Raw genomic sequence first — 14191 nt, 5'->3', positions numbered from 1 at the left:
CGGAGCTCCGCACGGCCATGGAGACAGCGGCATGCCCCGAGAGGCGCACGGCGGGCTGCCGCACGACAACACGAGGTTGGGATGGGCTTACCTGAATCGCGCGAGGCTCCTCGGAGCAGGGGCTCGGTACTCCTCGCACTTCGTTACTACGGACGGGAGTTGGCCCGGTGCCCGCGGTTGACGGTGCCCGCGATGCTGCTGCCGGCGCTGGGCAACATCGGTATCAACTACATCGCGCCGCTGGTTGTCGCGAAGCTCGTCGGCCGAATCGCCGACGACAACGGTATCTCCATCGGTTCGACGCTGCCCTACGTTCTCGGCTTCGCCGGCGTCCTTCTGTTCGCGGAGACGCTGTGGCGTATCGGCTTCCACTGTCTGAACCGCGTAGCCGCCCTCGCCATCGAGCACCTGTACGTGATCGGCATGGACGAGCTGTTCGCCAAGGACGCCGCGTTCTTCCATGACAACTTCGCCGGGTCGCTGACCAAACGGGTCCTCAGCTTCGCCTCTCGCTTCGAGGAGTTCATCGACACGCTTACGTTCTCGGTCGTGGGAAGCTTCGTGCCGCTGCTGTTCGGGTCGGTGGTGCTGTGGCGCTACGACCCGCTGCTCGTAGTCGGGCTCCTGGCGATGATCGCACTGACGGCGCTGTGCGTGGTGCCCCTCATCCGTCGCCGCCAGGCGCTCGTCAAGCAGCGCGAGGAGGCGATCGCCCGGGTGTCGGGCCACGTCGCCGACAGCCTGACGAACATCGACACGGTCCAGGCGTTCGCCGCCCAGGAACGTGAGGCCGCCGAGCATCGGTCCCGCGTCGCGCAGTCGCGGCGGCTCACGCTGAGGTCGTGGGACTACGGCAACCTGCGCATCGACACACTGGTCGCGCCGATGTCCGTGCTGACCAACGCGCTGGGCCTGCTGCTCGCGGTCACGCTCGGCGGGGGCGGGCACGGCGTGGAGGCGGTCGTGGTCGCCTTCACGTACTACAGCAACGCGACGCGGATCATGTTCGAGTTCAACCAGATCTATCGCCGCCTGGAGAGCTCGATGACGGAGGCCGCGCAGTTCACCGAACTGCTGCTGACGCCGCCGACCGTGCTCGACCCGGCGTCGCCGGAGCCGTTGCTGTCCCAGGCCGCCGACGTCCGCTTCGAGCAGGTGAACTTCGCCCACGGGGGCGGGAAGCCGCTCTTCGAGGGCCTCGACCTGGCCGTGCCCAGCGGGGCGAAGATCGGTCTCGTCGGCCGGTCCGGCGGGGGCAAGACCACGCTCACCCGGCTGCTGCTCCGGCTGACGGACATCGACGCCGGCCGGATCCTGATCGGGGGTCAGGACATCAGCAGGCTGCGTCAGGCCGACCTGCGCAGCCTGATCGCCTACGTGCCGCAGGACCCGGCGATGTTCCACCGCACGCTGCGGGAGAACCTCGCGTTCGCCCGGCCGGACGCCACCGATGCCGAGATCCGCCGCGCGGCCGAGGCGGCGCACGTCACGGAGTTCGCCGACGCGCTGCCGGACGGCTTCGACACCATGGTGGGCGAGCGCGGTGTCAAGCTGTCCGGCGGACAGCGCCAGCGGGTCGCCCTCGCCAGGGCGATCCTGCGCGACGCGCCGATCCTGCTGCTCGACGAGGCGACCAGCGCCCTGGACTCCGAGAGCGAGATCCTCGTCCAGGAGGCGCTGTGGCGGCTCATGGACGGGCGGACGGCGCTTGTGGTGGCGCACCGGCTGAGCACGGTCGCCACCATGGACCAGCTCGTCGTCCTGGACCGCGGACGGATCGTCGAGCAGGGCACCCACCAGGAGTTGCTCGCGTCGGACGGTTCCTACGCGAAGTTGTGGCAGCACCAGTCGGGCGGCTTCCTCGACGGCAGCCCCGCGCGGGCCGACCTGCGCTGAAGGCGAGTCTGTGCATGGATCTGTCGGTCATGGTCTCTTCCTTCCTACGGGCTGTCCCGTAATCCCTGGTGGATCGGGGCGCGGCGTCGGATGCGGTGCATCGCAAGGCGGAGGAGCGTCCTCATACCGGGCGTATTCGGGCGTTCCGACAATGCGACGAGGTGCCGTAGCTGTCGTCGCGCGCCCGCCAGGGATTACGGCACAGCCCTTAGAATGACGGCCGTGAAGGGACTGCTGCTGCGGCTGTCGGCACTGGATGCGGATGCCGCCACCGCCGTCCGCGTGATCGCCCACTTCGAGGCGTTGCTCGGTGGCGGTCTCGATCCGGTGTCCCTGACCCGGTCCACCGCCGCGCTGGCCGGGTGCGCCGCGGGGCTGGAGCTGCCCGACGGCCGCTCGGCGCGGTTCGGTTCGGCCGGTGTCGCCCTGCCGGGCGCACCCGAGCAGGTATCCGGCCGGGTCGATCTGGAGCCGGACGGACGCGTCTGGCTGGAGCGGCCCGGTGCGCCGGGCCCGTTCGACGAACTGGTCCTGGAGTGGATGGCCATCACCGCGCGGGTGCTGGCGGGCCGGCCGCGGCAGACCCGGGTGCCCTCGGCCGCCGATCCGGCGCTCGTCGAGCTGGTGCTGTCCGGGCGGGAGGATGCCTCCGACCGGGCCCGCGCTCTGCGGCTGCTGGGCCTGGACCCCGAGGCGCCGTTGCGGGTGGCCGCGGTGTCCGGTGGCCCGGGGGCGGACGTCGGGGTGGAGGCGGTGGCGCTGCTGGGGCGCGGCTCGCTGCACGGCATCGTCCGAGTGGCGCAGGTCGGGTCCGTGGGCGCGGTGCTGGTACAGCGACCGATCGGTTACCCGGCCGGTTCCGCGCCCGGTGACGAGCCCTCGGGCCGTACCGCCTCACCGGCCGCGGAGCTCCGTACGGCCCTGCGTGAACGCCTCCGCGACCGGGGGCCGTCCCGCAGGTCCGCGCACGCGATACGTGTGGGAGTCGGCGGCGGCGCCGATCCGCTGGACGCGCGGGACTCCTGGGCACAGGCGCGCGCGGCCCTGCGGTTTGCGGGGACGGGCACCCCGGAGGAGGCGGTGGCCGACCATGACGAACTCGGCCCGGTCGCACTGCTGGCGGACATCCCGGTGGACCGGCTGCGCGCCCAGGCCGACGTACGGAGGCTGGCGAAGCTGGAGTGCGCTGACCGGGGCGGCAGGTCCGGGCACGGCAGCGACCTTCTGGATGCCCTGGCCGCCTTCTGCCGTACGGGCTCGCTGCGCCAGGCCGCCACGGAACTGCACCTGCACCACAGCTCGGTGGCCGCCCGTCTGGCGCACGTCGAGGACGAGTTGGGGTGGCGGTTGCGCGACCCGCAGGACCGGTTCCGCGCCCAACTCGCGCTGTACGCGCTGCGGCTGTCCGAGGACCGCGAAGGTGAAAGCGAAGGCGACGGACATGGCGGCCACGGCGCCGGCGACGGCGGATGAGCCCGCACCGGCTCATCGCCCCAGCGCCCTGCGGAGCACCGTGATCGCCTCATCGGTCGCGCGCTGTATGACGGCGGCGTGCTCCACGGCCCACGCGCCGTGAAAAGTGCCGGGGATCAGATGCAGCTCTGTGGGTACCGACGCGGCCAGCAGGGCGCGGGCGTAGTCGATGCCCTCGTCCCGCAGCGGGTCGAACTCCATGACCGAGACGTACGCGGGCGGCAGCCCTGACAGGGTGACGGTCCCGGCGCGACCGGGGGCGGCGTAAGGGGATACGTCTGCGGTACCCCGTACCCCGTACCCGAGATAGGCGTCCCAGCTGAGGCGGGCGCTGCGCCGGTTCCACACGGGCGTGTCGGTGAACAGCCGGGCGCTCGGGGTTTCCAGCCGGTCGTCGAGTGCGGGGCTGCACAGATGCTGGAAGCAGACCGCGGGCCCGCCGCGGTCACGGGCGAGCAGGGTCAGTGCGGCGGCGAGACCGGCTCCGGCGCTGTCGCCCCACAGCGCGATCCGGTCGGCCCGGACGGCCGTCCCGCCGGCGTTCTTCGCCAGCCAGCGCAGCCCGGCGTAGCAGTCCTCCAGTGGGGCGGGGAAGGGGTGCTCGGGGGCCAGGCGGTAGTCGACGGAGACCACCAGCGCCGCCAACTCCCGGCAGAGCAACAGGTTCCAGTCGTGATCGACGTCGGGCGAACCCAGGACGAAGCCGCCGCCGTGGATGCTGTAGACGGCGGGGAGCAGCCCCTGTACCCCCTGCGGCCGGTAGATGCGCAGCCGTAGGTTCGGTGCGCCGTCCGGGCCGGGTACGGAGACCTCCTCGACATCCACCCCCGTCGTGTCCGCCGCCGCGACCACCGCGGCCAGCTGCTCCGCCTGCGCGGCCCGGGCCATGTCCACATCGGAGATGTCGACCTCGGGCATCATGACGAGCGCGGCGGCCAGTTCGGGATCGAACCGGTGGCGCGAGAGCATGTCCTGCTCCGATCGTCGGCATACGGAGTACGGAGTACGGGGTACGGGGACGGCGTTCCGTGAGACGGCGTGGCGTCCGGTGAGACCGTGTCATGGACGTTCCCCCAGGTCATCAGACGGGTGTCGGGAGATCCACGGCTCCCACCCGACAACATCGCGTTTTTTCACCGGGTATGTGGCGGCGACCAGCCCCCACAGGCCTCCTCAAACAGCTGTGACCTGCAAAAACGCACCCCTGGACGGAGCAATGGACCGCTCTTGACGTCGGCGCCGGGCCTTTCTACGTTCTCCCCGCTCGACCGGAGGATTCCGACGAGGTCCCGGCTCGCGCCGGCGGGACGGCCTTGCCGCGACGGAGCGTCGGGCCCGGCAACGCCAGGAAAGGAAGCAGCTTGACCACCACCAGCACCACCGAGAGGGCCGTCCGTGAAAGGACGCGCTCCCGGCGCGCACGCCGGCTGCGCCGTCTCGCGACACCCCTGTTGCTCTCCGGCGGAATGTGTCTGGGCGCACTGACCGTGGCGGGGCCGGCCCAGGCCCGGCAGGCCAACGCCCAGGTCGTCGACTCCACCCGGCACGGCGGCAGGGCCGTCGCCCTCACCTTCGACGACGGCCCGAACCCTGCCGACACCCCTCGCCTGCTGGAAGTGCTGCGCAAGCGCCACGTCAAGGCGGTGTTCTGCCTGTGGGGCGACCATGTCAAGGAACACCCCGAACTCGTGCGCGCGATCGTCGCTGGCGGCCACACGCTGTGCAACCACACCATGCACCACGACGACATGGGCACCTGGTCGGCGGAGGACATCCGCGCGGACCTGGAGCGGACCAATGCCGAGATACGCCGGGCCGCGCCGGGCGCACGGATCCCCTACTTCCGTGCACCGTACGGCAGTTGGGGCAAGACCTCGCAGGTGGCGGCCGACCTGGGGATGCAGCCGCTGGGATGGCGCCTGGCGATCGGCGACTGGGAACCGCCCGGCACCGACGAGCTCGTCCGCCGCGTCGAGGAGGGCATCACGCCCGGGGCCGTGATCCTGATGCACGACGGGGGAGGCGACCGCAGCCAGACCGTCGACGCCGTAGACCGGCTCATCCCCCTGCTCAGAGCCGAGGGCTGGCACTTCGACAGGCCGGCCCGCCGTGGCTGACCTTCACTCACGACGCTCCAGGAGATCCGTATGAGAGCACACCTCGCGTGGTTCCCCGTCCGGGGCCGCGCACAACGCTCCGGCCGTTATGTCGTGGCCCTGCTCACCGGAGCGCTGCTGCTGAGCACGGCGCACTCCGCGCCTGCCGCACCGACCTCGGCTGCTGCTGAGGCCGTCGCCCGGACGGGGCCGGTGGAGAAGGGCAACGCCGGGGCCTGGGTCGGTACGTGGGCAACCACGCCCACGGCCGTACCGGCCTCGGACACCACGGAGTTCGACAACCAGACCATCCGTCAGACCGTGCACACCAGCATCGGTGGGGACCGGGTGCGCATCCGCCTGTCGAACGAGTTCGGCGATCGGCCCCTGGTCATCGGCGAGGCCCGGGTCGCCCGCCCGGCGCACGGCGGTCCGGCCTCGCGCACCGACCCGAGCACCGACCGCCCGCTCACCTTCGGCGGCCGCACCTCCGTGACGATCCCCGCGGGCGCGCCGGCCGTCAGCGACCCGGTTTCCCTGCGACTGCCCGCCGGCTCCGACCTCGTGGTGAGCATCCACCTGCCCGAGCGCACCCCCGGCTCGACGGTCCACGCGTTCGCCCTCCAGCACAACTACGTCGCGTCCGGCAACGTCACCGGGCGGGCCGGTATCGAGGCGACCTCCACCATCGACCGCTGGTACTTCCTGACCGGCGTGAGCGTGAGCACCAGCCGGCCGGACCGCTCCTCGGCCGTCATCGCACTCGGCGACTCCATCACGGACGGCGCGAACACCGAGGCGGACGCCAACCACCGCTGGCCCGACTTCCTGGGGCAGCGCCTCCGCGCCGCCCACGGCCCCCACTCCCTCGGCGTGCTCAACGAAGGCATCAGCGGCAACCGCCTCCTCCACGATCCCAACCCGCCGGCCGGGTCCGACGCCGAGAACTACGCGGCATACTTCGGCCAGAGCGCACTGCGCCGCTTCGACCGCGACGTCGCGGCCCAGCCCGGGGCCGAGCACGTCATCGTCCTCCTCGGAGTCAACGATCTCGGTCATCCCGGCACCGTCGCCCCGGAGTCGGAGAAGGTCTCCGCGCAGGACATCATCGACGCCCACCGCCAGCTCATCGACCGCGCCCACGAACGCGGACTCACGGTCTACGGCGGCACGATCCTGCCGTTCAAGAACGACACCCTTGGCTTCTACAGTGCGCAGAACGAAGCCGCGCGGCAGGCCGTCAACCGCTGGATCCGCGCCGGCGGCGAGTACGACGGGGTGATCGACTTCGACAAGGCCCTGCGCGACCCGGCCGACCCGCAACGCCTTCGTCCGAGCTACGACAGCGGCGACCACCTCCATCCCAACGACATGGGAGCCGAAGCGATGGCCGACGCCGTCCCTCTCCACCTCCTGCACTGACCCGACCCTGCAAGCGGTGCCCGTACCGGCGTCCCCATCACCGGTACGGGCACCTTTGCGTTCGGGCCGTCCGCCACGGGGCATTGATGTGAGCGCTTACCGTCCAGCGACTTAATCAGGACGCCTATCCGCCATAGAAAATGATGGAAACTCTGCCGGGACTCTTGCCTTGAGTAGCAACCGCTTACATTCTGTCGGGCAGCCAACGCGCCATGGCCTGCCCGGTGCGTATCGAGACCAACACCCCGAGGTCCAGGGCGGCGCACGCGCCGAATGACCTCGGGTCTCACTCTGCAAACCAACAGCAAGCCGGTGGAGGAGAAATGAAACCGCTTTTCGCGAAACCGATTCGGGTGAAAGTGAAAGTATCGATCGTGCTGGCCGCTCTGCTGGCAGCCCTGTCCGTGTTCTCGTACATGCCCGCGACAGCGGCACCTCCGCAACACGGGCAGCAGCGAGTTCTCGGCACCTCCGCGACGAACCTCGCCGCCACCATGTCGGTGGGTTACACCCTGCTGGGGAACAAGTACCGCGGGGACGCCGGTCTGGGAACGTGTCTGCGCACGTTCAGTGGCAGCGCCACCGTGCAGGCCGGTGACTGCACCCCCGCCACCGGCGAGTACACCTCCATGCGCATGTGGCAGGCCGTCGACCAGGGCAACGGCTACGTTCTGCTGCAGAACAAGTACCGGGCGGACGCCGGACTCGGGAACTGCCTGCGCACCTTCAGCGGCAACGACACCGTGCAGGTCGGCGACTGCACCCCCGGCCCCGGCGAGTACACCTCCATGCGCCTGTGGAAGGCCGTGGACCAGGGCAACGGATACGTCCTGCTGCAGAGCAAATACCGCGGGGATGCCGGTCTGGGAACGTGCCTGCGCACCCTCAGCGGCAGCGACAGCGTGCAGGTCGGCGACTGCACCGCCCAGGGCACCCCCACCGACCTCACCTCGATGCGTCTGTGGGACGACGATGCCTTTGCCACGGGCTGGCCGGTTCGCCCCGTCGCCGGTCAGAAGCGGGCCCTGGTGATGGCGACCCACTGGAGCGACGCGACCCCCGCCGATCCTGCCGCGGTACAGCAGGCGACTCTCGGAAACAGCTACCCGTCTCTCCGGACGTACCTGCAGGAGGTGTCCGACGGGGCGCTCGACCTCACGGGCGACATGCTCACCGGCATCGACCTGGGACCGCGCCCGACCGGGTGCGACTCGACGGCGATCCGGAACTCGGCCAGGACCGCGGTGCTGGCGCAGGGCGTCGACCCGGACACGTACGACTACCTCTTCGTCGACATCTCGCGCCAATCGGCCTGCGCGTGGGAGGGGCTGGCCTCCCAGCCCGGGAACTGGATCCTCTCCAACGGTGTGGGCTACAAGACGTGGATGTGGACCCACGAGTTCGGCCACAACCTGGGCTTCTCGCACTCCGACACGCTCAAGGCCTGCCCGGTCACGGGCAACGTGACCCAGGTGAACAGCTCCTGCACGGTGTCCGGAGGCGACGACCCGACAGACACCATGGGCGGCGGTGGCATGCACCTCTACCCGGTCGACTACCGGCAGTTCGCCGGCTGGATCCCCGACTCCCAGGTACTCAAGGTCACATCCGGCGGCAGCTACCAGCTGGGCGTGCTCGGAGGGAACGGGGCTCAGGAGTACCGCCTGGCGCGCGGCGACGGCAGTTACCTGTCGCTGGAATACCGCCGCGCCACTCCGCCCTACGACGACTACGTCTCCTCCGATCCCCTGGTCAACGGTGTCATCGTCCGTATCGTCACGAGCGGTTCGACGGTGCACAACAGGCTCGTGGACGCCACGCCCGCCACCTCCACCACCGACGACGCCCCGCTGGCCGCGGGCAGGACCCTGGCGGACGAGGTCGCCGACGCAGCCGTCATGGTCTGCGCGGTCGACGCCCAGGGCGCAGACCTGCGCATCGCCGTCGGCAGCACCACGCCCCCTTCCTGCTGATCCGCCATGCCTCGGAGCGGGGCGTCGCACGCTGCACGCCACCGTGCGAACCCGGCTCCGGGACGCGTCGGGCACGGGACCCCAGCAGTACACCGTCCACCGCGAACTGCAGCTGAGGAGGAAGCGATAGGAGAGGGGCATAGTGGGCCAAAGATGAACGCGCAGAACGATCGAAATGCTCAATTCTGCTTCCTCTGTTGATCGGTTGAGCGCTTGCGTGCTAGAAACCGCCTACTCCACAGCGGTATCCCGCACACCTCCCGGCCTCCGGAGCACCCATGACGCCCCCTCCCTCGCCCCCTCGGTCCCGCCGCACCTTCCTTGCGGCCACCGGCGGCACCGCGCTCGCGGTCGGCCTCACCGAGCCCGGCACCGCCGCGGCCACCACTCGCCCCCAGGCATCGGCCGCCGCCCAGGCGGACGACGAATTCGCTGTGCTGCGCGCCAAGTGGCGCACTCTGATCCTCGGCGAGGGCTTCAGCCCGACCGCGGAGCCCTTCAAGTCCAAGCTCGCCACGCTCGGCACCCAGGCAGCCGGCTTCCAGGCCACCATGGCGCCGACGGCCGGCTCACTGTGGCCCGGCATCAGCTATGCCGACCCGTCGCCGGACACCGACCAGGAGTCGTACGGCTACTCGGCCAGGATGAACGACAGCTTCACGCGGCTGAACACCATGGCCCAGGCGTACGCCCAGCCCGGAACGGGGCTCACCGGGGACGCCGCACTCAAGGACGCCGTCATCGCCGGCCTGGACCATCTCCACTCGGACGTCTACAACGAGAACAAAGCCCGGTTCGGCAACTGGTGGAACTTCCAGATCGGCTCGCCGCAGGCGCTGATGGACACCGCCGTGCTGCTCTACGACCACCTGTCGGCCGAGCAGATAGCCTCCTACTGCCGAGCCGTGGACAAGTTCCTGCCGGACTCGGCCGTGGCGCAGTACACCGGCACCAGCACCGGCGCCAACCGTGTCGACCTGTGCCGCGGGATCATCCTGCGCGGCGTCGTCGGCGGCAGCGCGGCCAAGATCCAGCTCGGCCGTGACGCGTTGTCTCCCGTCTTCCCGTACGTCACCTCCGGTGACGGTTTCTACGCCGACGGCTCCTTCATCCAGCACACCAACGTCCCCTACATCGGCGGCTACGGCGCGGTGCTCCACGACGGCCTCGGCCGGCTGTTCGCGCTGCTGCGCGACTCGACGTGGCAGGTGAGCGACCCGGGCAGTCAGCTCTTCCTCGACACCGTCGAGAAGGCCATCGCCCCCTTCATCTACAACGGCCTGATGATGGACAACGTCTCCAGCCGCGGCATCAGCCGAGGCCTGACGGTGTCCGACCCCTTCCAGCTTCCCCAGGACGACCACACCCGCGCGCACAGCGTGATGGCCTCCGTCCTGCTGGTCGGCCAGGGCGCGAGCCCCGAGGAGCAGGCCCGCTGGAAGGCCATGGTCAAGGGCTGGCTGCAGCGCGACTACTACGGTCCCGCCCTGAAGAACCCGAAGCTGAGCCTGGTCAACACGGCCCGGCTGCAGACGCTGTTCGACGACGACACGGTCAAGGCGTCGCCCGAGCCGACCGAGCACCGGGTCTTCTCCAACATGGACCGCGCCACCCACCGTCGCCGCGACTGGGGCGCCTCGGTCAGCATGGCCTCCAAGCGCATCGCGCACTACGAGTTCGGCAACGGTGAGCACGCCCGCGGCTATCACACCGGCTCGGGCTGGCTGTCGTGGTGGGGCGACGACCACGGTCTCGAGCAGTACTCGGACACCTTCTGGCCGACGGTCGACCCGTACCGGCTGCCCGGCATCACCGTCTCGAAGAAGCCGCTGCCGGACGGTTTCGGCGGCAACTGGGGCAACCCGAAGCCGGACACGGCCTGGGTGGGCGGCACCACCGACGGCGAGTTCGGCGTCACCGGGCAGCATCTGCGGGGTGTCGACAGCACGATGACCGCCAGGAAGTCGTGGTTCTGGCTCGACGACTCGATCGTCTGTCTCGGCGCCGGCATCACCTCGGCCGACGGCACCGCGGTCGAGACGGTGATCGACAACCGCAACCTGGGCGCCTCGGGCACCGCCCGGCTCAGCCTCAACGGCATTGCGCAGCCCGGTACCCAGGGCCGGCAGACCACCCGGGCGCACACCAAGTGGGCGCACATCGCGGGGCACGCGGGCTATGTCTTCCCCGAGGCGGGCGGCAGCCGGGTCAGCGCACTGCGCGAGGAGCGCACAGGCGCGTGGAAGGACATCAACGCGGGAAGCTCCCCCACCTCGTTCACCCGGCGCTATCTGACGCTGTGGCAGGACCACGGCACCGACCCGCAGGACGCCTCGTACGCGTACATCCTCATGCCCGGCGCCAGCGAGCTCCGCACCGCTGCCCGCGCCATCGACCCGCTGTGGCTGCAGATCCTCGCCCACACGGCGCAACAGCACGGCATCCGCGTCCCCTCCCTCGGCTTCACCGGGATCAACTTCTGGGAGGCGGGCACGGTCGGCAAGGTCACGGCGAGCGCACCGGCGAGCGTGCAGATCCGTGAGAAGCGCGACGGCACGGCGACGATCTCGGTGGCCGACCCGTCCCGCACCGTCACGGGCCTGACCCTCACCTGGAAGCGACCCGTCAAGTCGGTTCTCTCCAAAGCAACTTCGGTCACCGATGTGCAGACGGGCTCCTCCCTCACCCTCACGTTCGGCGACCTCAGCGGCAGCTACGGCACGACCCACCAGGTCAAGGTGCGGCCGGCCTGACGCACGGCACCCCTCGGTGGGCCGGGTTCCCGCCCACCTGCGTGAGCAGGAAACGTCGGTCCCAGCCCCCTCAGCCTCCTCCCACCTCCTCATCCGGAGATCGCAATGACGCGTTTCTGGCCCCGTCGCACCTTCCTGGCCGCAACCGGCAGTACGGCACTCGCCCTCGGCCTGGCCTCGGCCCCCCTCCTGACCCCTGAGGCCGCGGCAGCAGGGGGCTCCCTCCGGACGGAGTCCGGGGAAGAGTTCTCCACGCTGCGCGCCAAGTGGCGCACCCTGATACTCGGCGAGGGCTTCAGCCCGACCACCGAGCCCTTCAAGAGCCGTCTCACCGACCTCGGCGCCACCGCGACCCAGCTCCGGTCGTCCATGGCTCCGGCCACCGGCTCGCTCTGGCCCGACCTGGTGTTCGCCGACCCCGAGCCCGACACCGACCAGGAGTCGTACGGCTTCTCGGGGAACATGGCGAGCAGTTACGGCCGGCTGAACACCATGGCCCAGGCGTACTGCCAGCAGGGCACCGGCCTGACCGGCAACGCCGGCCTCGCGACCGACATCCTGACCGGCCTCGACCACCTCTACTCCCAGGTGTACAACGAGAGCCGGACCCGGTACGGCAACTGGTACAGCTGGCAGATAGGCGCTCCGCAGGCCCTCCTCGACGTCTGCGTCCTGATGTACGACCAGCTGTCGGCCGCCCAGCTCGCCGACTACGCCAAGGCCGTCGACCACTTCGTACCCGACTCCGCGGTGTCGAGCTACACCGGTACCAGTACCGGCGCCAACCGCGTCGACCTGTGCCGGGTACTCGCGCTGCGCGGCGTCGTCGGTGACAACTCGGCCAAGATCGCGCTCGCGCGGGACGCCCTCTCGCCCGTCTTCCCGTACGTCACCGTTGGCGACGGCCTCTATACGGACGGGTCCTTCATCCAGCACACCACCGTCCCCTACACGGGCTCGTACGGCTCGGTGATGCTCGGCGGCCTCGGCATGCTGTTCGCGCTGCTCGCAGGGTCCAGCTGGGCTGTCACCGACGCCGACCGGCAGATCGTGTTCGACGCGGTGGAGAACGCCTGGGCACCGTTCCTCTACAACGGACTGGTGATGGACGGCGTCTCGGGCCGCGCCATCAGCCGAGGGATCTCCGCATCGGACGCGCGGAGCATCCAGCAGGACGACCATCTGCGCGGCCATCCGATCCTGGCCTCGATCGTGCTCCTCGGGCAGGGTGCGAGCGCGGCCGAGAACACCCGCTGGCGCGGCCTGGTCAAGGGCTGGATGCAGCGGGACTACTACAGCCCGCCGATGAGCAACCCTTCGCTCGGGCTGACAAGTCTGGCCCGGCTCAAGGGCGTTCAGGACGACACCGCGGTCTCGGTCATCGCCGAACCGACCGGCCACCGGCTCTTCACCCATATGGCACGGGCCACCCACCGCCGCCCCGGCTGGGCCGCCTCGATCAGCATGGCCGACAGGCGCATCACGTACTACGAGACCGGCAACGGCGAGAACCTGCGCGGCTGGCACACCGGTTCCGGAATGCTCTACTGGTGGGGCGACACCTACGGCAACGGCCAGTACAGCGACGCCTTCTGGCCCACCGTCGACCCGTACCGGCTGCCCGGCACCACCGCATCCCGCAAGGCGCTCGCGGATGCCGCCGGCGGCGACTGGGGCGCGTCCATGCCGGACGTCAACTGGGTCGGCGGCGCCACCGACGGGCAGCGGGCGGCCATCGGGCAGTACCTGAAGGGGCTGCAGAGCACGCTGCTGGCGAAGAAGTCCTGGTTCTGTCTCGACGACGCGATCGTCTGTCTGGGAGCAGGCATCAAGTGCAGCGACGGCACAGCCGTGGAGTCCACCGTCGAAAACCGCAATCTCGGCCCCACCGGCAGTACCTCCTTCACCGTCGACGGCACCACCAAGCCAGTGACCTACCCGTGGTCGGAGACCCTCACAGGCGCCATGTGGGCACACATCGGGGGTCACGGCGGTTATGTCTTCCCCGGCGGTGCGACCGTCAAGGCGCAGCGCGAGGCCCGCGACGGCAAGTGGAGCACCATCAACAAGGGCAGTTCCACGACCACCCTGAACCGCAAGTACCTGACCATGTGGGTCGATCACGGCACGAACCCGGTCAACGCCTCGTACGCCTACACGCTCCTGCCGGGCGCCACCGCGGCCCAGACCTCCGCCAGAGCGGCGGACACCGGCTGGCTGCAGATCCTCGCCAACACCGACAACCAGCAGGGCGTCAGCGTCCCCACACTCGGTTTCACCGGGGTCAACTTCTGGTTCGGCGGCACCGTCGGGACACTCACCGCGAGCGCGCCCTGCGCGGTGATGATCAGTGAAAGGAGCGACGGCACCGCGGTGATCTGCGTCAGCGATCCGATGCGGATGCAGACGTCCCTGACACTCACCTGGAACAGGGCCGTGGCCTCGGTGACCGCCAAGCCGGCCACGGTCACGGGGGCCACCACCGGGGCTTCGCTGCAGCTCACGTTCGGCGATCTCAGCGGCACCGCGGGTGCCACGCAGAAGGTCACCGTCAAGCTCGGCTGACCGGTCGGTCGGC

The 14191-nt window shown here is 70.0% G+C and carries 8 protein-coding genes; 7 read left to right on the top strand and 1 reads right to left on the bottom strand.

All coding sequences use genetic code 11. The features are described from left to right. Nucleotides 1-81: 81 nt before the first annotated feature. Nucleotides 82-1896, top strand: coding sequence for an ABC transporter ATP-binding protein (locus tag OHA88_RS09970; RefSeq protein WP_328625175.1), 1815 nt, complete (start codon nucleotides 82-84; stop codon nucleotides 1894-1896). A gap of 222 nt (nucleotides 1897-2118) precedes the next feature. Next, complete coding sequence (locus tag OHA88_RS09965; protein ID WP_328625174.1) at nucleotides 2119-3369, top strand: PucR family transcriptional regulator; 1251 nt, start codon at nucleotides 2119-2121, stop codon at nucleotides 3367-3369. 12 nt (nucleotides 3370-3381) lie between these two features. On the opposite strand, the gene OHA88_RS09960 is transcribed toward OHA88_RS09965, so the two are convergent. Beyond that, the gene (locus tag OHA88_RS09960) at nucleotides 3382-4338 is read right to left on the bottom strand and encodes an alpha/beta hydrolase (protein ID WP_328625173.1); all 957 of its coding nucleotides are present in this window, start codon (nucleotides 4336-4338) and stop codon (nucleotides 3382-3384) included. A gap of 392 nt (nucleotides 4339-4730) precedes the next feature. On the opposite strand from OHA88_RS09960, the gene OHA88_RS09955 reads away from it, so the two are divergent. The 5 genes from OHA88_RS09955 to OHA88_RS09935 all read left to right on the top strand — a co-directional run bounded on the left by OHA88_RS09955 (nucleotide 4731) and on the right by OHA88_RS09935 (nucleotide 14178). Then, entirely contained in the window at nucleotides 4731-5486 is a 756-nt protein-coding gene (locus tag OHA88_RS09955; RefSeq protein WP_328625172.1) for a polysaccharide deacetylase family protein, read from the top strand. A 30-nt stretch (nucleotides 5487-5516) separates the two neighbouring features. Next, nucleotides 5517-6887: an SGNH/GDSL hydrolase family protein gene (locus OHA88_RS09950; protein WP_328625171.1), complete on the top strand. Its 1371-nt coding sequence runs from the start codon at nucleotides 5517-5519 to the stop codon at nucleotides 6885-6887. 359 nt (nucleotides 6888-7246) lie between these two features. Next, nucleotides 7247-8860, top strand: a complete 1614-nt coding sequence (locus OHA88_RS09945; RefSeq protein ID WP_328625170.1) for a hypothetical protein — start codon at nucleotides 7247-7249, stop codon at nucleotides 8858-8860. A 278-nt stretch (nucleotides 8861-9138) separates the two neighbouring features. Next, nucleotides 9139-11613, top strand: a complete 2475-nt coding sequence (locus tag OHA88_RS09940; RefSeq protein WP_328625169.1) for a polysaccharide lyase 8 family protein — start codon at nucleotides 9139-9141, stop codon at nucleotides 11611-11613. Nucleotides 11614-11718: 105 nt separating this feature from the next. Further along, nucleotides 11719-14178: a polysaccharide lyase 8 family protein gene (locus tag OHA88_RS09935; protein ID WP_328625168.1), complete on the top strand. Its 2460-nt coding sequence runs from the start codon at nucleotides 11719-11721 to the stop codon at nucleotides 14176-14178. Nucleotides 14179-14191 lie beyond the last annotated feature (13 nt).

The sequence above is a fragment of the Streptomyces sp. NBC_00353 genome (genome assembly GCF_036108815.1).
Lineage (GTDB): Bacteria > Actinomycetota > Actinomycetes > Streptomycetales > Streptomycetaceae > Streptomyces.
Note: the sequence above shows the minus strand (reverse complement) of the source record. Positions and strands in the feature narration are given on the sequence as shown.